Origin of the sequence: Bryobacter aggregatus MPL3 (genome assembly GCF_000702445.1) — a bacterium.
Lineage (GTDB): Bacteria > Acidobacteriota > Terriglobia > Bryobacterales > Bryobacteraceae > Bryobacter > Bryobacter aggregatus.
Map to the genome: position 1 here is coordinate 3,064,983 of NZ_JNIF01000003.1, position 25,072 is coordinate 3,090,054.

Below are 25,072 nucleotides of genomic sequence, written 5' to 3' on the forward strand. Positions count from 1 at the left end.
TTCTAGTTCACTTCGCGGAGTGCGTCTCGCTCGGCCTGGATCTTGCGCATTACAAGCGCCATCAGCGATTCGAGACGAATATATCCTGCAATGCGCCGGTCGTTGATGTCATAGACGACCGGCATTCTCTTCATGCTCCGCTCCCGCATCATCTCCGTCACGAGCAGCGGCGAATCGTCCACCGTGACCCAGATCGGATTCTGCGTCATGATGTCCTTCACCTTGATCTTGCCGCGCTCCTCCTCGGGCATGGCCGCGATCATTTCGAGCGTCGACAACAGATCGGTTCGCGTCAGAACGCCGGACAGATTCGCCTTCTCATCGACAACGCAGAAAAAGTCTGCTTTCTCTCTTTCAAACTGACCCACTGCCGAAGTAAAGGTGCAGTTCTCGCTGAGAGGTTGCGAGGGCAAGGGTTCGATTACATCCTTCAGCACGCTGTGCTTCAGAATGTCGCTTGAGCGCGGTAGCTTCTGCCGCATCGTTGTCCGCTTCCGGATCGCGTTATTCACCTGTTGCGACAAGGGGGCGAGGATCTTCGACATCTTGGCGAACATCCCTTTGCCAATAATCGTCAATTCGACATCGGTTCTGGCCCGCACACTGGCGTTGCGCGGCCGGTCTTCCACCAGCGCCATCTCGCCAAAGAAATCGCCGGGGCCGAACATGGCCACCATCTCTGGCTCCTGTCCGTCCTCAATCTGCCGCATCACCTCCACCTCGCCCTTCTCGATGACGTAGAAGTCGGTGGCGGGATCACCCTTCTTGAAGATAAAACTGCCGGCTTCAAAGTAGGCGTCGTGGACGCGATTCGCATGGTCGATCTTGACGCCCGTGATATCGCGCGAGAACATCAACTCCCAGGTCCAGTCGAGAGCCACCTTCACCTTGCGTGAGAAGGAGGGAATCTTCAGGAGATAGACGGTCCGCCAGATGAACCAGGCAATAAAACCGGAGAGCTTCACGCCCATCATTTCGGCGACGGCATTGTGTCCGCCAATGGCGCACAGCATGCCCAGGGGCTTGAAATAGAAGGGCTTGGTGGGCTTGCCTTGGAGCAGCGCGAAAAGATTGGCGGCGCATTGCTTGCCTTGCCGTTCCGCAAATTGTCCCGTTGGCGGAGAGGGCTCGTTGTCAAAGCTATTGAGGACCAAGGCGCAGTCTCCAATGGCCCATGCGTTCTCATAACCCAGCAGCCGCATATCGGGCTGTGTCTTCAAGCGGCCCTTGTCTTTCTCCGCCTTCATCCTTTCGACAAACGGATGCGGGGCCGTGCCTGTTGTGCCCACGACAGTTGCGGCATGAAAGTGTGTCCCATCACTGAGCGTCACACCATCGGCTGTCACCATCTTCACGCGCTGTTTCAGGACGATCTTGACCCCGTTCTGCTCCATCTTCTTCTTGGTGAAGTCGCGCAGGGTGGAGGAGACTTCGGGGAGTAACTGCTCCCGGCTATGGATCAAGATGACCTGCGATTCTTCCGGCTTGATCGTCGGGTAATACTTCTCACTTGCTTGCAGGAGATCGTTGATTTCGCCGGCTACCTCGACTCCCGAGAAGCCGCCTCCGATCACTGCGAAGGTCAGGAAGAACTCCCGGCGTACGGGGTCCTCACAAACCGCTGCCTGCTCGAGCTGCTGCGAAATCTGCGCCCGCAATGCCACCGCATCGGCGACCGTACGAAACGGAAAGGCATGATCGGCCATCCCCGGTACAGCGCTGAGATTCACACCACTGCCGCAGGCAATAATCACATGGTCGTATTTCAGAGTCCGTTTCAGTCCATCGAAGCTTTCAAACACGAGCGTGTTTTCGGGCAGATGGATGTCGATCACCTTTTCGCGGCGGCACTCCACGTCGGGCAACGCCACCCGCAGCGGGGTGGCAGGAACTTCCGCCTGGATCGAACTTCCGGCTACTTCCGCCAACAGCGGTTGGAACACCATATAGTTCTCTTCGCTGAATACGACAATGTGCGCTTCCTCGGTGCTCATCAACCGGCGAAGCCGACGCCCACAAGCCACCCCGGCGAACCCGCCTCCGACAATCGCAATTGTTTTCTTCGCCATGCTCTCTCTCTAGTGTGCCTTTGTTTCCTTCGGGATGGTGGCGGTCTGGAGGAGGAGAAGCCTTGAAGAAAAATCAGACCTTCCTCAGTTTCTTCCTGCTGGCGGCGTACGGGATTGCACAAAAGGAGAGCCCGCAACCCAAGTTGCAGTACGCCGTGATCCTCACCCGACACGGCGTTCGCGCTCCTCTGGCGCCGAATCGCTGGCTTCATTTTTACTCCGTGGGGTCTTGGCCCAGTTGGGGCGTCCTCCCTGGTCATCTCACTCCCCACGGGCGGCAGATGATGAAGCTGATGGGAGCCTACTATGGCGAGACCTTTCGCGCCGAAGGGCTGCTTGCTCGCAATGGTTGCGAGGACTCCGGCCGCATCTATGTCTGGTCAGATAGCGATCAGCGCACTACGGAATCGGCTCGTGCACTCCTTGAAGGGATCATCCCCGGATGTCGCTATGCGGTCCACTCTGGCAGACCAGGGATTCCAGATCCGCTCTTGTCTACGCAAGGCACTGCACGATTTCGCTCAGAGGATCGATCTGGACTCCAACCCGCACTCGACAAGTTGCACTTTGTGCTCAAGGGCGCGCGAGCGAGATCGAATCTTTCTCTACGCACGGCAGCAACCTTAGCCGAGAATCTGATGCTCGAATACGCCAATGGCTTCGAGGGAAACGAACTGGGCTGGGGGAGACTGTCCCAGGAAGATTTGCAAGAGATCCTGACGCTCCGTGCTGCGCAGCCGCGCAAAGCGGAGTATGCGCGGAATCTTTGGCTGCGAATCCAGACTTCGCTGTGCCAAGCCGCGACAGGCGAAAGCATCGATGGCTCGATCGGACCCAAGAACACGGCACTGCTGATCCTATCGGGTCACGACAAGAACCTCGAAAGTCTGGCCGCGCTGCTCGGACTCAACTGGCAGCTTGCCTCCTATCCAAAGAACTATGCTTCGCCAGGCGGAGCACTGGTCTTTACGTTGTGGAGGCAAGACGGGCGCTTCCGATTGCGGTCCCAATACATCGCGCAGAGTCTGGAGCAGTTACACAACGGTAGCGGCGGCACACCTGTTGTGATCGACCTGGGGAGCTCCGATTTTACTCCCATCACCCGGCCGCCCCACGGACACTTCTGCGTCGCGACCTCTCTTCTGGTCACTTCCAGCAAGCGGCGGAGATAAAATAATGTCCATCATGCGCCTCCTCCTTGTCCTCGCGATTTCCACCCTCAGCTTTGGAGCGGCGCCTATCGAGTTCAATCGCGACGTCCGGCCGATTCTCTCCGACAAGTGCCTGGCCTGTCACGGTGCCGACGCGAAGAACAAGGGCATTCCGCTTCGTCTCGACATCGAAGCTCAGGCGAAAGCAGACCTCGGCGGCCACCGCGCTATCGTCCCCGGCAATCCCGAGGCGAGCGAACTCGTGAAACGAATCAACACCGATTCGAAGGCTCGCAAGATGCCCCCCATCTTCACCGGTCACGTCCTCACCCAGGCCGAGCGCGACACCCTTACTCAATGGATCGCCCAAGGAGCACAGTGGCAGAAGCACTGGAGCTTCATTCCTCCCGTGCGCCCTGCCTTGCCCAAGGTCTCGGACGAGAAATGGGCGCGCAATCCCATCGACAACTTCATCCTCGCCAAGCTTGATCGCGAAGGTCTCAAGCCCAGCCCGGAGGCGTCCAAGGACCGGCTCATCCGCCGCGTCACCCTCGATCTGACCGGCGTGCCCCCGACTCCGGCTGAAGTCGATACCTTTCTCAAGGACAAGTCCCCCGATGCCTATGACAAGGTCGTCCAGCGTCTGTTGGCCAACCCAAAGTACGGGGAACGCCTTGCCATGCGCTGGCTCGACAACGCGCGCTATGCCGATTCGAATGGCTACCAATACGACGGGGAACGCCAGATGTGGCGCTGGCGCGATTACGTCATCGAGAGCTTCAACAAGAACAAACCCTTCAATGATTTCATTACTGAGCAGATTGCCGGTGACCTGCTGCCCAACGCGACCATGGAACAGAAGATGGGCACGGGCTTCAATCGCAACCACCGCGCGAACACGGAGTTCGGCATCGTTGCCGAAGAGTACGCGGTGGAGTATGTGATCGATCGCGTCGAGACAAACAGCGCTGTGTTCCTCGGTCTCACCATGGGCTGCGCCCGCTGCCACAACCACAAGTACGATCCGACGACGCAGAAGGAGATGTACCAGTTCTACGCCTACTTCAACAATGTGCCCGAGCACGGCCGCGCTATGAAGTACGGCAACTCGCCGCCGCTCATTGCCGCGCCCACGCAAGACCAGCAGGCAAAGCTCGCGCAGTTGGATCAGTCGATCGAGCAGGCGCGTAAGGCGCTGCGTGTCTCGGCCACCCAGCAGCAAAGCTGGCAGACCTCGCTCCTGAAGCAGCCGGAACAGCACTGGGTCCCCGCCGTCGACCTCAAGCGGAAGCTCAGCTTTGAGGACCCCGAGCAGACACGGGCCAACGCGGGCATCGTGCGCTTTGTGCCGGGCCGCATCGGCAAGGCGGTCGAACTCGATGGCACTAACTATCTCGACGCCGGATTTGAAGCTGCCAACTTCGACATCGAAGAACGCTTCACCATTGCAACCTGGGTCTACTCCGACAAGCTGCCGAACGGAACCTTGTTTTCGCGCATGAATGACCGCTTGAAGGGCCGTGGCTATGGCCTCGAGGCGCGCGAGGGCAAGATCCACGTCCACTTCACTTCGGAATTTGCCGACGACGCAATCCGCATGGACAGCGAAGCCGTGCTCCAGCCCAAGACCTGGCAACACGTGACGCTCACCTACAACGGCTCTCGCATGGCCGACGGTATCAAGGTCTATGTGGATGGCAAGCCGGTGCCGCTGAAGATCGAAATCGACGCGATCTACCGGCCCTTTAATAACGCAGCCAAGCAGTTTCCTGAACCCTTCCGCATCGGCGCCGGTGGTGGCCCCACCAAGCGTTTCGCCGGCCGTTTCGATGAACTCGGTGTCTGGTCACGCGTACTCTCGACAGAAGACATCGCGGTTCTCGCCGAAGGCAAGAGCCTCCAGCAACTCGCGCAAGATCCGAGCTCTCCTCATGCCAAGCGAGTGCTGCGCGCAGCCTATCTCGAGGCGGGAGCTCCTCAGCCGCAGCGGGAACTGTGGGCCAGGATCCAGCAGTTGGAACACGATCGCGAGCTCTTTGAATTCGAGCTCCCCACCGTCATGGTGATGGCGGAAATGCCCGTTCGCCGCGACACCTTCATCCTGCAACGGGGTGAATATGACAAGCCCGGTGAGAAGGTGGAGCCTGGAGTGCCCAGCTTTCTGCCGCCGCTCCCCGCAGGCGCGCCGAACAACCGCCTCGGCCTGGCGCAGTGGATGACGGCAAAGGACCACCCGCTCACTGCTCGCGTGAACATCAACCGCTTCTGGCAAGCGATCTTCGGCACGGGCATCGTCAAGACGACGGAAGACTTCGGTAACCAAGGCGAATGGCCCTCGCACCCCGAACTCCTCGATTGGCTCGCCACGGAGTTTGTGGAATCCAAGTGGGACCTCAAGCACATGATGCAGCTGATGGTGACCAGCGCCGCCTATCGTCAGGATTCGCGCACCACTCCCGATCTCACCCAGCGTGACCCCGAAAATCGATGGCTCGCCCACGGCCCCCGTCTGCGTCTGCCCGCCGAAGCGATTCGCGACCAGGCGCTCTACGCCGCAGGTCTGCTGAATCCGAAACTCGGTGGCCGCAGCACCAAGTCCTACCAGCCTGCGGGGCTCTGGGAAGAGCAGTCGATGCAGAACATGGACTACGAGCAGGACCACGGCGCAGACCTCTACCGCCGCTCGCTGTACATGTACTGGAAGCGCACGATCGCGCCGCCAATGATGGTTACCTTCGACGCCTCGACGCGCGAGAGCTGCACGGTGCGCGAATCACGCAGTAACACACCGCTGCAGGCGCTCAATCTGATGAACGATGTCACCTTCCTTGAAGCCGGGCGTCAGATCGGGCGCCGCATGATCGCAGAAGGCGGCGCGACCGACGAGGCCCGTCTCAGCTACGGCATGAAGCTGCTGCTCTCGCGGACTCCAACGCCCAAGGAACTCAGTATCCTCAAATCGAACCTGAACTACCATCGCGACTACTTCGCCAGCAATCCAGGACGCGTGGATACTTACTTGTCCAAGGGCGAGTCGCCCGTTTCCAAAACGATTCCGCCGCAGGAACAGGCTGCCTATATGGCGGTGGGCAACCTGATTCTGAATCTCGATGAAGCAGTTACAAAGGACTAACGATGCACACCAGACGTAAATTCACCGGCATCGGTTTTGCCGCGCTTGGTTCTTTATTGGGTAAAGATTCAGACACGCCGGTCGGCCTGCCGCACTTCCCGGCAAAAGCAAAGAACGTGATCCTGCTCTTCCAGCATGGCGCGCCGAGCCAACTCGATCTCTTCGATTGGAAGCCCGGCCTGCAAGCACGCCGCGGGCAGAACCTGCCGGATTCGATTCGCAACGGCCAGCGCCTCACCGGCATGAGCGCCTATCAGGACAGCTTCCCAACGGCGCCCACGATCTTCAAGTTTGCGCAGCACGGCCAGTCGCAACAATGGTTCAGTGAACTGGTGCCTCACATGGCAAAGGTCTCGGACGATCTCTGCTTCGTCAAGAGTCTGCATACGGAGGCGATTAATCATGATCCGGCGGTGACCTTTTGCCAAACCGGCTTCCAGCTTGCCGGGCGTCCCAGCATTGGCTCCTGGGTTTCTTATGGCCTGGGCAGCGAGAATCAGAATCTCCCCGCCTATGTCGTGATGGTGAGCCAAGGCAGCGGTAACACGCAAGCGCTTGCCGATCGTAGCTTCGGCTCGGGCTTCCTCCCCACCAAGTACACCGGAGTAAAGTTCCGTGGTGGCGCTGATCCGGTGCTCTATCTGAGCGATCCCGAAGGCTACTCGCGCGAGGCGCGTCGCAAGTATCTCGACGACCTCGGACAACTGAATCAGATCAAGCTCGACGAATACCAGGACCCCGAGATTGCAACACGCATCGCGCAATACGAGATGGCCTTCCGGATGCAAGCGAGTGTTCCCGAGTTGAGCGATCTGTCGAAGGAATCGCCAGAGACTCTCGAGATGTACGGTCCTGAGGCCAAGAAGCCTGGCAGCTATGCGGCTAACTGCATCCTGGCCCGGCGTCTGGTGGAGCGGGGCGTCCGCTTCGTGCAACTTTTCCACCGGGGATGGGACCAGCACACGAATCTCCCGAAGGAGATCCGTGGCCAGTGTTTGGAAACCGATCAGCCCTCGGCGGCGCTGGTGCAAGACCTGAAGCAGCGTGGACTGTTGAAGGACACTCTCGTGATCTGGATGGGCGAATTTGGCCGTACGGTGTACTCGCAAGGCACGCTGACGGAGACCAACTACGGTCGCGATCATCATCCGCGTTGCTTTACGGCTTGGCTCGCTGGTGGCGGCTTCAAGGGTGGTCTTACTTATGGCGAGACCGACGACTTCTCGTACAACATCGCACAAGACCCGGTAGATCTTCACGACCTCCACGCGACGATCTTCCAGGCGCTCGGAGTGGACCACACCCGACTCACCTTCAAGTTTCAGGGGCGCCACTACCGCCTGACCGATGTCAAGGGCAGGGTAGTGAGGCCCCTGCTGAGCTAGGGGGCGGTGACGCGCACCAGAATGGATCGGATGCTCGGGGTCGCAAATCCTTCTGGCGTTGTTAACTCGAGCACCGTGGAACCCGGCTTCAAGCCCTCGATTTCAATTTCCTTCGTCGACTCTCCCGGTGCGAAAACCACTGTCTGCGCGGGCAGCTTCAACACCCCGAGCTCAGAGCTGCTCGCGGATAGGTGTACGGGTGAGGCCCCCGGACGCAGCCCATCCCAAAGCCTCCCAGCACTTCTCCCTTCGGAATCGACGGAGGTGAAGACAATCTCCATTTTCCGCTTTTGCCCCACTGGTATGGTGATCGTGTTCGACGAGTACATCGCGTCGCTCAGCACAAAGCCGGTCTGGGCGAATCTTACCTCTTGCACCGTGTCCAGATATCCAGGGGCGCTGAAAAGAAGCTGTGTACTTCCACTACTGGCGAGGCCATGCAGATAGAAGCTCGTACTCGCTCCAGGTTCTATGGTGAGGCTTGCGGCGGGGAGAACTTTATTCGTCCGTGAGAGCAACAACGATGCGGGTTTGAGGGAGCGGACCGTCACTACGTTTTTCAGGCCCGAACTGATGTAACTCGACGTGGTCGAATTGTAGTAAGCGGTTAGGGCTCCAGAGCTGATCGGAATCGAGGGTAGGCTGACAGTAACCGTCAGCGCCCGATCCAGCGCAGGCGGTGCGGCCGCAAAGCCCTCTGGAACGCCAATCCGGAGTGTTGCTGTTCCTTCGCCTACCGCGGTAATTATGAAGTCGCTCTGGCCGTAATTGAGGTTGCGGGCCGAGGAGACGCTCACAACTTTGGGGTTGCTGGACTCCAGCAAAAACAGAAGGGGATCCATTGCTGGATATAGAGATCCATACCCGCTACCGGAAATAATTTTACTCAACTCCGGTCTTGGGATGGGATAGATGCGGACGCTGCTGCGAGCTTCCTGGCCGAGCGCCAAGCTCATTCGATCCGGAGAACCGTATTCTGAGAACTGAAAGTAAGAGTTGTTCAGGTAGAGCGTTGTTCTACCGGTTTCGTAAGAGGCCAATGTGTACTCGATTTCGACTGTCCCCTCGAATGCAAGCGCTTCCGCATAAAACACTTCGGAGTTTTGTGTATTCGCATTCCAGACGACATTGAGAGACGCAGCCGAGTTTCCGGTGCTGCGGCGGAGAACGAGTTTGCTCGGGTCGAGACTCCGGACGGATAGGATTGCATTGTCGGCCGGACCACTTCCTCCAGTTTCTACCTGGACGGATAATGCGCTCCAGATACCTCGAGAGACAATGCTCGGAGGCATGGTTAAAGCGGCTTTCTGGGTGGTCACCCGGTAGGGCCCGGCGACGGAAACCGGATTGCCCGGCGGACGGATTTCAAATTTCAGATCCGCCTCTCCTGGCGCAAGGGCGTCGAGCTTGACGTTGAGATAGCCAACGCCTGGCTTGAACACGCCACTCGGCGTCACCTTCAATGCTCCTGGATTTGAGTTTGAGATTTGTAGGCTAATCTCCCCGACGCCCGGTCGCGGGCCTGCGGTTGCAAAGCGGTCTGGCGTCGTGATCGACGCTGACCAGGTGACGGGCGTATTGGTTCGGACCTTCAACTGTGGGGTTCCTGCATACGAATTGAGATTCATCGCAAGGAGCGCTGATCTCATGTAGATCCGCACGACGCTTTCTTCCGCCTGGTCGCTTTGCATTCTGAGGCTCCCCGATCCTTCCTCCGTCAGGCCGTGGAAATAGAAGTCTGCACTACTGCTGACCTGGATCGAAGTCTTTCCGGGATCGTTTGGAGAATTGCTGAGGAGGAATTTGGAAGGATCGAGTGAGGTCAGGGTCACAGAATTCTTCGGACTCCCCTCAATCGTCATGCGGCTTTGGACCAGCATGTCTTTCACTGCGTAGTTGCTCGAACTCGTCAAGCTAGCCGTGCGGATCTGCATTGAGAGGCGGGTGCGGCGGGACGGAACCGAAAAGCCTTGGACGGGGGCAAGCACGATTTCCGAATCGCCCGCACTGGCCAGGATCGGCGTGACGATGCAGTAAGTGGCCGGACTGAGAAGCATGCACTGATCTTTGGATAGTGCTACGTACTTGGGATCGGAGCTCAATTTGACGATTGCGCTGAGGCCGGGGCGGATTGCCTGGGCCAGCATCGGAATGCCGGTTTCGGGGTCGAGAAGATAAGAGGTCACCCGGACGCTGTCATTCATATAGCCGAAAACAAAGGACTCAATTTGGGTCGTCGTAAAAGCGAAGCCCGAGGGCGCCAGACGTACCGGAAAGGAGAACTCCTGCCGATTATCGATCTTGACCCGGACCGTGGTCTCTCCAGCGGCCGCAAGTCCGATGACATCAAAGTTGAAGTAGATCGAGCTGTCTCGATTGCCAAGGGTGAGACTCGAGGAATATTCTTGTGCGGAAGAGTTTGCGAGTTGCACGAGCGAGGCGTCATCCACGGTGATCTTCATCGTCTCTTTCGCGTAATTCGGAACGCTGAAACCAACCGATTGCCGGAGATCCTTCCCCACCGTGACCGCAGGGATTGAGATCTCGACAGGCGGGTTGTCGCGAATGGTGACTTCGATCGGCTCGGGCGCATAGAAGGACTCATCATCCATGCTCACCGTCAGCGTAGCCTTACCCTTCGCAAGTCCTCGGAAGGGGCCGAAGCTGTTCGCGATCGGGCTGCTGTTCGCATTCGTTTTGATCACCTCCGGGTTGCTGCTGAGCGCTTTTGCCGTCGGATAGGGGTAAGGGTTTAGGTTGGTCTTCTCGCCGTCAAAAAAGAACTTCGCTGCAAGATAGAAATCCACATTGGGAGGCGCTTGAACACCATCGGCTGGTCCGCCCGTACTGTTGGTTCCGCCAGAGAATTCCACCCTCACTTTGCGCAAGTCGACCTGGACCCAGATGTCTTCTTCAAAAAGATCCGATTGGAGTCGGACCCGCGTGCTCCCCTCAGAGGCGACACCCTTCACAAAGAGATTAAGAGAGGAAGTCGGCTGTTCGATCGAAAGCTCGGCGCTTGCGGCATGGATCGCATTCGTTCCAGTTGAGATTCCGACGAGAACCTGACTCGGATCTTCACTCTCGACCCTGAATTTTCCTCGATATATAGGAGCGGTTTGGTTCGTTCTCAATCGACTCGAAAACGAGATCGAGGTGGTTTGACCTTTGTAGATAACGATACGGTCTTGTGCGGCTGTGAGCCGGGCGGGAACGATCCGCATCTGCAAGGCGCCGATCGGGTAAACGGGGTAATTCGACGTCGCGGTGACTGTGACCACGCCCGGCGCCAGGGGGGTGACGTCATAGTTGCTGGCGCTGTAGCTGGATGGCTCTTTGCTAATCGACGCCACGGAAGGGTCGGATACCTCAAATCGGAACTGGGGCGCAGGCATCGATGGAGCCAGGTAGAACGATTGAAAGCTCGCATTCACCGTTCCATCGGGGCCGACGATTACGGGGAAAGTCGAAATCGTCCCTGCGCTCACGAGCATGTCCAGAACGGTTGGAACAGACACTGAATAGGAAAAGGCGCCCGTGCGGAGTTGCACGCGTCGAGTCGGAAATCCGGGCATGCTGAACGTGACCGTCGTATCGCCGCTGTCCTGGAGTCCAACGAATTGCAGGCTGGCCGCGCCGCTATAGGTCGAAAGTAGAAAAGTTGCTTCGCCCTTGGTTTGGTCATTCAGCAGCACGCCGCCAACTGAGGGGTCTTCGACGCGTATCGTGATGGGATCCAGTTGCAGATTGGCCGACGATCGTAGCGATATGGTGGTGCGGGCTCCCTTGGCGACCCAAATCGTTTCCGGAATTTCAAGGGTTTGTGTCGTTACATCGGCAAGGAACGAGTCCACGCCGGAATCGAGTTTCATCTGCCAGGATTTTTTGGTGGGCAGGTCGGGTGAAGTGGTTGTTCCAGCAAGCCTAAGCAAACCCGTCGAGGTCAAGTAGATGCCGTTGATCTCATCCTCGCCGGAGCCTCCAAAATAGCTGAGTTGATTCCATTCTCCCGAAGCCGTGATGTACCCGAAGAAGCCATCTTTAGAACCATTGAGCTTCGATTGCAGCGCGCCGCTGGTGGGAAGATCCGGACTGGTGGTAGAGCCGCCAAATGCGAAACCTCCTATTCCTGAGGTCAGTGTGCGGATGGACTCTGTGCCCGAGCCGCCAACATAGGTGAGATGAGTGGGGTCATAGGCGCCTGCACGATAGATCCCAAAAAACGCATCGACGCCGCCGCCCAAGCGCTCCTGTACGGCGTGGCGCACCGGGAGATCTGGAGAGGTCGTTTCCCCGGCAACTCCCAGCGCTCCGGAGAGGGTGCTGAGACCGAGAATGCGATCTTCTCCGCTGCCTCCGAGGCGTGTCGCGCCGATGAATTGTGGTTCTATCGCCAAGCCAGAGCTCGTTGTTCCGGCAATGATATCGACCAGGAATGCATCGCTCGGTCCCGATAAGTCTCCAGCCACAGCCGGAAACACCGGGGAGCGAGTCTCTCCTCCAAATCGAATGCTGTTCAACGGAGCGCCGGAATAGGCGATGGCGGAGGCGACATCATCCCCGCTTCCTCCCCAGTAAGTGGAGAACATCAATTTTGACAAGTCGGAGGCGGACACCGTCGAGACAAATGCATCTGTACCCCCTCCCTGTTCCCATTGGAATGCCTTTGCGACCGGAAAGTCGCTGGAGTCTGTGGAGCCGACCACCACAATGGAACCGTTCAAATAGAGGGATGCGTTTGCGCGGTCTGCTCCTGACCCTCCGATATATCGTCCGGACATGGACATAGAAGACTGGATGCTTTGAGTCCAATAGCCCTGCAACGTAAGAACGAAGGCATCGGAGGGGCCCCCTCCATACTCGTTAACAAATTTTCTCGATTCCAGCGAGAAATCTCTGCTCGAGGTAGTTCCGGTCAGAACCAAATAGGCGGTGGTGTAGCTGGATGCTGCGGACAGAGAGACCATCGTGGCCGATGCAACCTCATCATCGCCAGACCCTCCAAAAACCATCGTGTATCCATTGAACAGGACGGTCCCAAGTTGCTGGGCTGCTGGCGTCGGACTGAGAAAGCGCACCATGATGTCGCGCTGACGGCGCTTGGCGGGCGTCGCACCCAGTAAGGCGATGGAGGTGGTGGAGCCTGCCGCATAGCCGTTCCCGACAACGGTCAATCGATCATCGCCCTCGCCTCCCAAGTAAGTGGCGAACTCAAGGACCGGATCAACGACCAACGGCAAATCGCGTCGATAAGTGTCTGCCTGAAAACAGAACTCGTTTGAACCGCAGGAATACAATCCACCGTTGACCGGCACCCGCCCAGCCGGAGTGTCCTGGTACAGCTGCGGCGCCAGTTGTGTCAGCTTGCGACTTCCCACATTTGTCGCGAGCTGAGAGTCCTGCAACTGGAGCGGCTCGCTCGAACGCAGACGGATGCGCTTCGGGTCCGCGCCGGGATGCACGATGAAGTCATACTCCAGCTTTCCCGCAACTCGATAGAAGGTGAGGTCGATTCCGGGGTAGACTCCTTTGCGAATGATTCGCTCGTACTGCGGAGCATTCTCCACCCACTGCTTCGGGTCGCTTCCGGTCTTGTAGCTGATCGTTCTGCCGATCGGACCGACCTGCTCCCATTTGCCCGCTTGGATGCCTGGCAGCGTGATCGACAGCTCCTGCATGTCTCCGGCTTCGTCGGGCTGCAGGAGCCGGAACCCATCGGATCGAAACGAGACAAATCCCTGTCCTTGTCTCGAGAAGAATTCGATTTTCGGATCCACTTGGCCGAGGTTCTTTTCAAATGAGGCGTCCTTTGACGTCGTGCTCGCCAACATACATATTGCGGAGGCAAGAATTAGGGAGATGGTTTTCATCGGGATATATATCTACTTAGCGAACGTTGATCAGAGATTCGATTGTTTGCGCGGGAGCCGTTCCAAACGCCGGAACGGAAATGCGGAGTACCACTGCACCGGCCCCACTAAGATCCAGTTTCAGATTTTTGATCGAGTCACCTGGCATCCATGTGACTTTGGAATCGCGAAACTTGGCAATGCCCGGCGCTGAGGTGGAAAGGGTCATTTCAATTGGTCCAATCAACGGACTCAATCCCGCGCAGGAGTAATTGCACCCCAGTTGGAGAGGAAGCTCCACTGTGCCCTGCGTCAGACTCACTTGGGAGATTCTGGAGGCATCGGCGAAGAAGGTAGCATCTACGGCAGACAGCACTACCTTACCGTCGGTATAGCCAGGGGAACTGAGATACAGTTCGCCGTTTTTTGCATCATTGCTGAGTGCCACGTAAACTTCTAGTTGTCGATAGGCGGAAGGTTGCACACTGAGTTCCGTGGCCAGGGCGGTCGTGGCGCTGGATCCCAGTCGGAAGCCACTCTCGGGACTGACCCGAAGCTTTACCATTTCTCTCGAGGAAGACGGCAGGCTGATGCTCATGAGCGAGACTGTCCCACGTCCAAAGGATCGGGGATAGCCCTCGAAGCTCCAGGGGATGACTCGAATGGTCTGCGGCGTAGCCAGGACCTCTAAGTCCGCCGGCCCTTCCACGGACACTTCGGCCTCGCCGACGCTGTTGAATTGGATCGGAACCGAAGCATACAGGCCGTTTGAATTGATGACTCCCCGATTTCCGGACGGGAAGGAAACGACGTCTTCGCGACTCGAACGAATGCGGAACTCCAGATCGCGCCCAGGCAGTGGGCGCAGCCCCCCCCCTGCCGACTTCGCGTAGTTCGGAATATACTCGATCCGAAGCTGAAGAGCCTGGCCGGCTTCTCCGATGTGATAAGGCGTGGACCAATTCGAAGAAGACCATCCGAGCGCCAGGGGTTCCTGGTAGACGGAGAAGGTCTGAGGCTCCCATCCATCCCGTTCCAAGCTGACCTCGTATCTTGCCGAGCTATTTTCCTTCATCACCGCCTGGAGGTAGACGCTTCCGTCACTCGCCAGAGAGGCGCTCTCGGTCCCGATGCTTGTGCCGGTCGATGAAACGAGCAGGGCGTCCGGGTTCAAGGAGCGAATCTTGATTCCATTGGGTAGGGAATAGGTTCCCTCAATCCGAAACGAGACACGACTCTCGAAGCCTCGCCCCACCAGCAGCCATCCGTTGGCGGAGAGTGTCCCTTGGCGGACATTGATCTTTGCTTTCGAGGCCGGAGTGGCCGTATATCCTTCCGGCTGATCGATCTCCAGGTAAGTTGTGCCAGCGGATAATGCTGAAAAGTTGACGGTCAATCCATTGAAGGAGTCTGAGGGGAAGCGTACGACGGGGCTGGGGCCCTCGACTTGCACGATCTCCGGAGCCGCGCTGCGGATTCGCAGGAGGAATGGCTCCGTTTCGGGAGTCAGGGTAACCGGGCCGACGTAATTGGAGCCCAATGTTTCTACTTCTCCAGAGACAGGATCGATGGGGGCGATGAGCATCCTGAGAGAGCCCCGCACGTTTGCGCCGGGCTGTTCCAAGCTGAGTTCTGCGCCGGGCAATCTTTGCCCGCTGCTGGACTCGGTGCGAAACACGATCGTCGCGGGGCCCACACGAACCGGAATTCTCATCGAAGGCCCTGCCGTGGATTCGACCAGGATTTCCGTTTCTCCAGTTCGTTGACGAGCCTGGATATAGATCGGGTTGTAGGAAGAGTAATTCGACTTTACCTGAACCGATTCTTTTCCCATTGCGCCGGGCTGTGTCGAAATCAAAATCAGACTGGGGTCCAAAGAACGCAATTGGAACTCTGCTCCCGGGAAATTCGGGAACAGGCTCCATCCGACCTGCAGATTCGGAGCGAGGATCACGGGGCGTAACGACGAACTCATCCCTGCCGGATTTCCTCCGCTGATGAGGCGAACGGCAAGCTCCGGCATTGCTAACGTTTTGGTCTTCTCAAAGATGCGGATGGTCACTTCACCGCTTCCCATACATTGGATGGGGAGCTGGAAGGCCTTTCCGTAGGTTGGTTTCACCGTTTCGGTTGCTGTGCAAATCTGTGGATCAGAAGAATTGGCGCCGAATGTGATCGGCCGCGGGTTAGAGAAGGCGCCGCTAACCAACTTCCCTCCGTCATCTCCCTCAATGCTCACGGTCAACGAGATCGTTGACGCCGTGATCCTCACCGGGGAAAGCTCGGTTGTCATGCGAGCGCTGATGATGCGGACTGGAATTTCCAGACCATTGAGGAACGAATCTGTGAAGCGAAGCATCGTCCTGTCTCCCACCTTCCCCAGGGCGCGGATGACGACGGAGGTCGAAGCGGTGGGTAGCGGCAACACCGTCGCCGTGATTTGGTTGTTCGACACAAACTCGGCCACTCCCGGATTGGAATATTCGTAGCGGAGATTCCGGGTTGGCATCGCCGTCGCAAATTCCGTGAGGAAGGTGACCTGACTCTCCATTCCTTCCGGAATCAGGATCTCAGGGCCTCCCGTGTAGATCGATTGCGGGACAACGGTAAAGTCAGCCCAGACGTAGGGGGAGGCGAACTTTTGAGAGGGGAGGGACAGCGAGCAGCGTGCCGGACCTGTCTGAGAGAAGGTCATCTCGGTTTTGGAAGAATCAAAAGAGACAATCCGTCCTCGCGTGCATTGGAAATCAAGGAACGGGACCTCAGGCGCCAGGGGCGCGCTTGCGAGGCTCAGCACATCGGACATGGGATGGATCGCTACGAATGACAACGAAAGACTTTGGGTGCTCAGTACGGGAACTCGTGGATTGATATTGATTCGCGCCGAGCTGGGTACGACAGTCAAGTCCAGGGTGTAGGTGACGCCCTTTGCCTCGGAAAAGATCAGACGGGTGCTTCCAGACTTTCCGATCGCCTGGATGAAATAGGTGTTCGCTCCGTAGGTTCCTGCCGGCGACTCGACTACGATCGAAGGCTGGCCCGCTTCGAAATTCGTCCGGCTCACCAGAATGAGCGACGGGTCTTCGCTCGTAATGGTGACCTCGCCAATTCCCGAGCGGAAGTAGCTGGTGGAAGTCAGGCCGCCCAGCACCGTAGCCCGGTTGGAAAGACGGCTCGGGTCGTTTTCGCTCGCGGCCGCTGTCCAGACTCGAATCTTTTGGACTGCTCCGGTGGCGAAGTACGGGGAGCTAGGAATGAGTTCGTAATTGCCCACCTTTTGCAATTCCAGGTTTCGCGTCAATTGCAGGTTGGGGGTAAGGTCCGGACGGACCCGCACAGCCGATTCATCACTGGAGACGAAGCTGATCGTCGGCTCCAGGCCAGCGCGCGGTCTCTGTGTTTCGCTGGGAAGCGACGTATCGGGATCGATGGGCTTGAGCTCGATAGTACTGGAAATGCTACTCCCTACGAATCCCGTCAACTGCGGCTCGCGTGGATAGATCGCGCTGGGCACGACCTGCACCCGCAAGCGACGCTCGGGAATTCCTGGAGCGCTCAGAATAATTTCCGTACTGCCTTCGCCGCCCATCGAATGGACTGCGAAGTTCCCGGGCTGGTTGTAGTTGAGCGGCTGTCCCACCTTGTAGAGAAAGAAGCTGGAGAATGGCTCTTTCGTCGATTGGTCCCCGTATCCCAACTTCACGAGTTCGGGATTGGCGGATTCGACACGGACGGTTCCGACGACGCTGGAATCCAAAACCGATTGGAGGGTCACGGTCGTCTGCAGGTTGTTGCCCAGGATGATGTCTGGCGCACTCAGGATCGGCGCACGAAGACGAAGCAGAAAGGCGTCATTGCCGCCGCCAGGCTGGGGAGAATCGAGCAAAAGTTCTGGCTGTAAGGCGGACACCCAATCCGATTGATCGGTGATGCCAGCCAGATGGAGAGGGCCGGAGATCTCCATCTGTGCTGCGTAGTGGATTCGATCCTTACCCGGTCCTCCTATGCGCGCGCCCCAGTACGGACGAAGTGTGGAATCAAAGGTGGCGAGTACCCCGTCCAACCCTCCATGCGCGGCCGTCAAGCTGGAGGGGGGCATGGGTAGATCTTTCGAATCAGAAGACCCGGAAAGCAACAGATCTCCCACATAAGCCGAGACGTGCTCTACGCGATCCGCGCCGCCCCCGCCCCAATAAGTGGCATGGGTCAGTTTTGTTCCATTAGAGCTGAAGCGAAGCAGGAAGCCGTCCGTCGCTCCACCGCCGTAAGCTTCCTGAGATGCCTGGAGGAGAGTGAGGTTGTGAGAATTCGTGGTTCCGGCTACGAACAGCCCATGTCCGGCCAGAGAAATCATTCCGGCGACCTCTTCGTTCGCCGACCCGCCGTAGGCGCCCTGCCATTGCAGTTCGGGTAGGCCCGAGGTGAATCGTACCAATCCAATCCAGGCGTCTCTTGCCCCACTCGGGCGGTGCCACTCCGGGTGTGGACCCGCCATATCCGCGGTCTCCGTGTCCCCGGCAAACAGGATTTCGCCTTTTGTCGCATCGAGAAGATGAATACTCCGGATGTGATCCTTCCCATTGCCTTCTCCGATCCAGTAGAGGTCCTGATTGCCAGTCAATGCGACAAATCCGCGGGAGCCCGGGCGGCCGGACAGCTCGATGTCGCCGGCATAATAAAGTCGCGAATCGTAAGTCCGGGTGCTCACTACCGCCGTGATCCGCTCCGTATGTTCCGTCGACATCATGCGCGGGGCGAAGCGGCCCTGCTCATCAAAGCTGAGAATCAGTCCGTCACTTTCGCCACCTCCGTAATACCAGTTGGCAATGGGGAGATCGCGCGAGTTTGTCCATCCTCCGACATACTGAGCCCTGGAAGCATTGGGGAAAAGCTCCAGCGCCACGGCGGGATTCAGCTCCTCGTCTCCACTCCCGCCCCAAAACACTGTCCGATAGCCATTCCCACCTTGGTAATAACGAACAAAGACATCGGAGCCGCTCCGTCTTCCGTCTCCTTCCCAGGACTGCGAGCGCGTCGTCCCCACGACATAGTTGGCGGTCACCAGGGCCACTTTCTCCTCGCCCTCGCCGCCAATCACACCAGCGATCTCGATCACCGGATCAATCCGCACTGCTCCTTTGAGCGTCCCATCCAGGCGAAAGCGGGCCCGATTCTCTGATTGTGCGAGGAGTGCCCCAGGATACTCCTTGCTGCCCTGAAAGAAACGCGGTAAGTGCTGCGTCCAGCGCACGCCGCCCAGGCTGGCCTCGACCCGCCCATCGGCCCGAAACGCCACCGGCACCCCTTGCCATTGCAGTTCAATCGAAGCAATGCGATCGGCCCGATCGAGCAGGAAATCATACTCGATTTTCCCGTTGCTCCAATACACAATCCAGTCCACGCCAGGAACTGCATTTTTCATGCGCAGGCGCGCGAACTTCGGTGCATCCGTCACCCAGCGGCTGGGGTCTTTCCCTATCTGATAGCTCACCGTTTCTCCGGTGGCTTGCTCTCCCACCCACTTCCCCTTTGCGCCAAGAAGCGAGAGGGAAAGAACACTGCCATCTGCTGCGGCAAAGTCCAGCGACGAGTCTCCGGCCCGTAAAATCAAGGAACCCTGTCTTGTTACAAACTGTGCACCAGACTGGCTTTGTCCTTGGTTTTGCTCAAAACCACGAAGGGGAACTCCCTTATTGGTCGCGCCAAAACAGACAGGAAGATAGCTCAACAAGATGAGAATGGGAAAAACTCTGTAAGGAAGCAATTCCTCCATCCTAAACGTTGAATTGAAGAAACTCAATTTAACAATTTCAGAGATAGTCCTCGTATTTGAAGGAGCTAGTTTTTGATCCGGCGCCAGATGAGTAGATAAAGACCAACCATGGAACAGGCGATCGCTGCGCAGCCCACTCCAGCGGTTGCGCCGAAGAGCGGATCCATCAAGGTGGGTGCAAATCCGGATTTTGCCGCCATCAGGCCAGTGAAACCGTTCAACGGAATTCCCAGCGCCAGCCCGCCCATGACCAGTAAGATATCGAAGCTCTCGCTATCCTGCACATTCTGCAGGGCCACTCCCAGAAGCAGTCCCACCAGTCCGAGAAAGGCGGGGTGGGCAAGTTGCAGAAACGAACCCACCATCAATACGGCGCCAAGTAGCGGCATCACCCATTTCAACCCCAGGCGGCGAGGTTGGGGTGTCAGCGCCAGCACGGCGAGCACCAGAAATTTTCCATGGAAAAAGACATGGTCGAAGAACCAATACAGCAACGCGCCACCTCGGGCATCGGGCGGCCCGGGCACGATCCGGCGCAATCCTTCTGTCAGGATCAGGCCTGCGATGGCGATTCCTGCCAGAGTGCGCCACTTCACCGTCTCATTCGCTGTTTTTTCCAAGCCGTCCCACTCCTCCCAATTCCATTCCACTGGTTCAATATCAGGTTAAAGGCTGAAGCTCCACCTAGAGAGCGGATTTGCTCCTTTTCCATGCAATGATTCTAGAGAGTTTCCCCTTGGATCGTACTCACACTATTTTCATTTGGATGATGTTTCTTCTGGCTGCCAACACGGGCGTCTTATTGACGCTGCTGCGGGAGCGAATCGCGTTTCGTGCGGTCCGGGACGAGATCGCGCGCTTGCTGCCTCCTGGCTACGATCCTCGCCGTCTCGATTATCCCTATCTGTTTTCTTTCCTGACTCCGCCGGCTTGGCGTGACGCTTTGCGAGCGCATGAGTCGCAATTTCCCGATCATCGTCCCCGTCTGGCTTGGCAACGCTTTCTCAAGCTCCGCACGATCCTGATGCTGGGCGAAATTGCTGTCATCTTTGCCTTCGTGGTTTGGATGTTGATAGGGTAAAATCGAAAGTCTGCACTCTATGAAGCCCGTAGTCACCTTTGGTGAAATCATGCTCCGTCTGGCGCCTCCTGGATTCGAGCGCTTTCTGCAATCGCCACAATTCGTCGCCACCTTCGGGGGCGGGGAAGCAAACGTTGCGGTCAGCGTCTCGGGCTTTGGTTGGCCAGCCCGTTACACTACGGTGCTTCCCGACAAGAATCCCATTAGCGACGCCTTTCTGGGCGAGATGCGCCGTTTTGGCGTGGACGTTTCGCAGGTGGCGCGTGGCGCAGGACGCTTCGGCATTTACTACGTCGAGCCGGGTGCAAACCAACGCGCTTCGAAAGTTGTCTATGACCGCGAAGGCTCTTCGATTGCCATTGCGAAACCGGGTGCAATCGATTTCGCCAAGGTATTTGCCGGTGCGGGCTGGTTCCACATCACCGGGATCACTCCGGCGATCAGCGCCAGTGCGGCCGAGCTTGCCATCGAAAGCGTGAAAGCGGCCAAAGCCGTTGGCTGCAAAGTCAGTCTCGATTTGAACTTCCGTAAGAATCTTTGGAAGTACGGCAAGAAGGCCAGTGAAGTGATGCCGCTGCTGGTCGAACACACGGACGTGATCATTGCGAACGAGGAAGATTGCCAGATGGCGCTCGGAATCGAAAGCGAAGCCGATGTCCATTCTGGAAAGCTCGATCACGGTGCTTATGAAAAACTCAGCGCAAAGGTGCTGGCCGCTTACCCGCAGGTGAGTTCCATTGCGATCACCTTGCGCGAGTCCTTCTCGGCCTCTCACAATGGCTGGTCGGCCTGCTTCAATGATCGAAAGAATTTTCTGGTCTCAAAACGCTACGACATCACGCATATTGTCGACCGTGTCGGCGGTGGAGACAGTTTTGCTGGCGGCCTGATCTACGGCCTGCTGGCGCTTGAGACGCCCCAGGCTGCTCTCGAATTCGCTGTGGCTGCCAGTTGCTTGAAGCATTCCATCCCAGGTGACTTCAACCGCTTCACTCGTGAAGAAGTTGAGGGTTTGGTCCAGGGTGGCGGTTCTGGCCGCGTACAACGATAAAATTTCCAAGTCTCCAAACACAGGAAACCTTTTTTCCGGAGCGCCGTTACAATAGGAGTTGTTTCAATCCTTATGACTTCACGCCGTCACTTCATGCTCGCGGGATCGGCGTTGCTGAACGGCGCTCCTTTTTCTTCTTTTTTAGATGCTGCCCAGGCAACGAAGCCCCTTTCGGTTTCCACCAGTGAGGTAATCGTTCCAATTACCGTTACGGACGACAAGGGAAAGTTCGTCAGCGATTTGCGGCAGCCGGACTTTAAGATCTTCGATGAGGGCAAAGAGCAGAAGATCACCTACTTCAACGCGGAGCGCGAACAGCCCGTTGTCGTCGGCTTCCTGCTCGACATGAGCAACCTGAACCGCCTCCATTGGAAGACCTTCGCCGAGGCGACCGAAGAACTGGTTCTCGCGCTGCTTCCCCAGGAAGGTCCGAAGCAGACTGCCGGTTATCTCATCACTTACTCGACCACCGCCGAGGTGGCTGTGGATACGACAAATTCGCCGGACAAGATCCAGGAGAAGATCCGCAAGATCAAGCCCGGGGGCGGTGCGGCTCTCTACGATGCGCTGTATCTTGCCTGTACCAATCGCAAGCTGGTGCGTGGCGAGCCGATTGAACCCCGCCGCGTCATTGTTGTGATTGGCGACGGGCATGACTCGGCATCGAAAAAGAGTCTCGATGAAGTCATCGAACTGGCTCAGCGCAACCTGGTCACCATTTTCGGCATGAGCACGGTTGCCTTTGGTTTCAAGCAGGAAGGCGAGAAGAACTTGCTCCGCCTGGCGGAGGAGACCGGTGGCCGTGTTGTCTTTCCGCTCGAAGGTTTGTATAAGGACGTTTCGGGTTTTCTTTCCACTCCCAGCGATGAAGGCAACTACGCGCTGAAGGTGGGCACTGGGCAATATGCTGCAGAACTGGCCAAGGGCATGTTCAACGCCGTTGCCGCCATCCAGGGCGAGATCACCACCCAATACATCATCCGTTACTCTCCCACTAGTACCGATGACCGCAAGGCGTTCCGCAAGATCCGGGTTGAGGTACCCAATATCGCCAACCTCAAAATTCGCTTCCGCTCCGGATATTACCCCGCAAATCCTTAACCGATAAGAAAGACATGCTCTTCTCCCTTCTCAGCGTCGCCCTCCCCGGAAGACCGGAAGAGCCCGCCGGAGTGCTGCTGTACGATCCTGCGAGCGAGAGCATGGGGGTGAAGCTGCGGCGGGACTGGCATCATCTGGCGGAGCCTGAGGATGCTGAGATTCTTGCTGGCATCGAATCTCATTTGAAGCAACTCAGTCGCGAGATGGGCGCCGCGCGCTGCCTGGCCTTTCTCGAAGACACGCTCAGCAACACGCTGCGCCTGGGAGAGCGCAACGAAGTCTCCTCCTCGCAATTGGATTTCACGCTCCACCAGCTTTACCGGGAGTATGTTCCGGTGACGGTCGAGCCCTATGTCACGCATCTCCCGCGCTATGCCCTGCGTTCTGCCGCGGGGGCTTTTGGGGAACAAATCGCCGATCCAAATGAAGTCCAGGATTGGGTGGAGGCGCCCGAAGGCTTGCGGCTCAACAAAGGCATGTTTGTTTGTGAAGTGTACGGCCGCAGCATGCAGCCGCTGGTGCCCTCCGGGAGTCTTTGCGTCTTTCGCAAGTTCACCGCCGGGTCCCGCAATGGCAAGCGTGTGCTGGTGGAGGATCGCAGCGAATCGACGTCTGGCGGCGAACGCTACACGCTCAAGGTGTACCAATCAAACAAGTCTGTCTCTGCGGAAGGCGACTGGACTCACGAGAGCATCGAACTCCACCCGCTCAACCCGGATTTCCCCGTTCTCCATCTGAGCGCGGACGAAGACCGCTACGCTGTGCTCGCCGAGTTTGTCTGCGTCTTATAGCGCGCGCTCGTACCACCAATCCACTTGCGGATCATTGCCCACCGGAAAGACCTTCTCGCCGCACTTGGCAAAGCCCCACTTCTGATAGAAGCGCTGGGCGCGAAGGTTCTTCTCCCAAACGCCGAGCACGATGCGCCGATAGCCCATCGCACGGGCCAGTTCGAGGCTATCTTCCATCAAGCGGTGTGCTGCCCCGGTGCCAATGGCGCGCTGCTCCAGGTAGAAGCGCACCAACTCCACCAATTCTGTGTCCAATCCCAGCAGTCGTGAATAACCAAGCGCACCACTCTCATCCTCAAGAATCAGGAAGTGCGACAGCTGCTGTTCTAACTCGGTCTGCACTTTCTCTGGCGCATAGGAGCTGTCGAGAAAAAGCTGCATGTCTTCGTCGCTGCAAGTTCCGGCAAAGGTCTCAAAGAAGGTCCGGCGGCCCATCATGACGAGCAGATCCCGGTCGGCTAGGGTTGCGATTCGAGCTTGCACAGCGGATCTCCTACGATCAGACTTTGCCAGGACAGCACGGGCAAGGCGAGATAAAAACTCTCCGCCAGATTCCTTCCACTGAGATAGGGCGGAAACAAGGCATCGGGATGCACGGTGAAGCGGAGATACGGTTCATCGACATAACCCGAGATGCCGCTCACCCCCTCCCAGACATAATCGAGGATCATCGATTGCGGCGCTCCGGCAAAGAAGGTTTCGGGCTTGCTCCATTCGCCCAAGGTCCAGGTGGTGGGCGGCATTTTCATCGTGCGCGCATTGGTCGAGACATACTCGGCGGCAATCGCTCCTGGCAACCATTCCATGCCACTCTTGCGGCTCTTGCGATTCCGGTCGTTCGACCCCCAACTGGCGTATCCGATCACATTCTTGGCCCACTCCACGATGGCGGCGCTTCTTTCGAGAATCACCCGATTTTCGGGCAGCAGAATCGCAGTGTTCAGTAACCAGTCATTCCCTTCGGCGTCATTGTCGGCTTTGAGATCCAGCACCACTTTGCCGATATTCTTCGCGCCGCGGCAGCGCTCCACTGCTTTCTTGGCATCCTCAAAGCTGTAGCCGGCCAGCCGTGTCACCAGGTAGAGGGGGATTGCGGGGTGCGAGAACGGTTCGTCTTTTCGCTTGAAGAATGGATTGTCGAGTGGTCCCTCAATGGGGATCTTGGCGCCATGCAGCTTGCCGTAGAGCATGGCCAGTTCACTGTCGACGCTCGCTCCATCTGTCCGGAGCGGTTCTGCTTTTTTTGTGGCAGAGATCCGGATTGCCAGTCCCTGCGTCATCACAATGTAATAGGTGCTCTCGACCGTCTTGTTCCGCTGCAGGCATTCCCCTAGAGGACCGGCGATCTCCCGCTCATAGACTTCCCGGCTGACAATCTCCTCTTCGCTTGCCGTGACCCTGCAAATCTGCTTTGGCTGCAGCCCGTGCCAACTCGCATAGAAGTCTCCCAATCGCCGCGAAAGAGCCGAATTCTGGTTCACCACCAGCGTCACATTGTTCTTGTCTCCAGCCCAAGTTGCCAATGCGAATAGAAAGAAAACTCCAGTCCTGATCCTGCCTTGCAATGCGCTCCGGCCCCCTTCTGCTCCAGCGCGAAATCGCGGCTCGGCATACCTCAAATGCTATACTCGCAAGTGCAAAGCTCGCAACCTGCGTAGGGAATGTGAGGCCTTGCCGTACCGTCCAGA

The 25,072-nt window shown here is 57.6% G+C and carries 13 protein-coding genes; 7 read left to right on the plus strand and 6 right to left on the minus strand.

Features of this window, described 5'->3' with window-relative positions:
- Positions 1-2: 2 nt before the first annotated feature.
- The gene (locus tag M017_RS0114360) at positions 3-2,069 is read right to left on the minus strand and encodes an FAD-dependent oxidoreductase (protein ID WP_051670090.1); all 2,067 of its coding nucleotides are present in this window, start codon (positions 2,067-2,069) and stop codon (positions 3-5) included.
- A 62-nt stretch (positions 2,070-2,131) separates the two neighbouring features.
- On the opposite strand from M017_RS0114360, the gene M017_RS0114365 reads away from it, so the two are divergent.
- From M017_RS0114365 to M017_RS0114375, 3 genes are read left to right on the plus strand one after another with little or no spacing between them, the layout of a single operon-like run.
- Complete coding sequence (locus tag M017_RS0114365; protein ID WP_031498777.1) at positions 2,132-3,241, plus strand: histidine-type phosphatase; 1,110 nt, start codon at positions 2,132-2,134, stop codon at positions 3,239-3,241.
- 13 nt (positions 3,242-3,254) lie between these two features.
- Positions 3,255-6,353, plus strand: coding sequence for a DUF1553 domain-containing protein (locus M017_RS0114370; protein WP_238325897.1), 3,099 nt, complete (start codon positions 3,255-3,257; stop codon positions 6,351-6,353).
- A 2-nt stretch (positions 6,354-6,355) separates the two neighbouring features.
- Positions 6,356-7,738 carry a DUF1501 domain-containing protein gene (locus tag M017_RS0114375; protein ID WP_031498782.1) on the plus strand — a complete coding sequence of 461 codons (1,383 nt, stop codon included), beginning with the start codon at positions 6,356-6,358 and terminating at the stop codon, positions 7,736-7,738.
- On the opposite strand, the gene M017_RS0114380 is transcribed toward M017_RS0114375, so the two are convergent.
- The 3 genes from M017_RS0114380 to M017_RS0114390 all read right to left on the minus strand — a co-directional run bounded on the left by M017_RS0114380 (position 7,735) and on the right by M017_RS0114390 (position 19,980).
- Positions 7,735-13,608: a DUF7948 domain-containing protein gene (locus tag M017_RS0114380; protein ID WP_474939337.1), complete on the minus strand. Its 5,874-nt coding sequence runs from the start codon at positions 13,606-13,608 to the stop codon at positions 7,735-7,737. The two genes, M017_RS0114375 and M017_RS0114380, sit on opposite strands and share 4 nt — an antisense overlap.
- 16 nt (positions 13,609-13,624) lie before the next feature.
- Complete coding sequence (locus tag M017_RS0114385; protein WP_031498785.1) at positions 13,625-19,360, minus strand: DUF7948 domain-containing protein; 5,736 nt, start codon at positions 19,358-19,360, stop codon at positions 13,625-13,627.
- Positions 19,361-19,425: 65 nt separating this feature from the next.
- Entirely contained in the window at positions 19,426-19,980 is a 555-nt protein-coding gene (locus tag M017_RS0114390) for a hypothetical protein (RefSeq protein WP_155121415.1), read from the minus strand.
- Between the two features lie 146 nt (positions 19,981-20,126).
- On the opposite strand from M017_RS0114390, the gene M017_RS0114395 reads away from it, so the two are divergent.
- The 4 genes from M017_RS0114395 (at position 20,127) to M017_RS0114410 (ending at position 23,384) form a co-directional block, all read left to right on the plus strand.
- The gene (locus tag M017_RS0114395; RefSeq protein ID WP_155121416.1) at positions 20,127-20,441 is read left to right on the plus strand and encodes a hypothetical protein; all 315 of its coding nucleotides are present in this window, start codon (positions 20,127-20,129) and stop codon (positions 20,439-20,441) included.
- Positions 20,442-20,460: 19 nt separating this feature from the next.
- Positions 20,461-21,492, plus strand: a complete 1,032-nt coding sequence (locus tag M017_RS0114400; protein ID WP_031498788.1) for a sugar kinase — start codon at positions 20,461-20,463, stop codon at positions 21,490-21,492.
- 72 nt (positions 21,493-21,564) lie between these two features.
- The gene (locus tag M017_RS0114405) at positions 21,565-22,593 is read left to right on the plus strand and encodes a VWA domain-containing protein (protein ID WP_080507765.1); all 1,029 of its coding nucleotides are present in this window, start codon (positions 21,565-21,567) and stop codon (positions 22,591-22,593) included.
- Between the two features lie 14 nt (positions 22,594-22,607).
- Positions 22,608-23,384: a S24 family peptidase gene (locus M017_RS0114410; protein WP_031498790.1), complete on the plus strand. Its 777-nt coding sequence runs from the start codon at positions 22,608-22,610 to the stop codon at positions 23,382-23,384.
- Here the strand turns inward: M017_RS0114410 and M017_RS27740 are convergent.
- Positions 23,379-23,867, minus strand: coding sequence for a GNAT family N-acetyltransferase (locus tag M017_RS27740; RefSeq protein WP_155121417.1), 489 nt, complete (start codon positions 23,865-23,867; stop codon positions 23,379-23,381). The two genes, M017_RS0114410 and M017_RS27740, sit on opposite strands and share 6 nt — an antisense overlap.
- Positions 23,843-24,907: a TIGR03790 family protein gene (locus tag M017_RS0114420; protein WP_031498793.1), complete on the minus strand. Its 1,065-nt coding sequence runs from the start codon at positions 24,905-24,907 to the stop codon at positions 23,843-23,845. The genes M017_RS27740 and M017_RS0114420 overlap by 25 nt, the downstream gene beginning before the upstream one ends.
- Positions 24,908-25,072 lie beyond the last annotated feature (165 nt).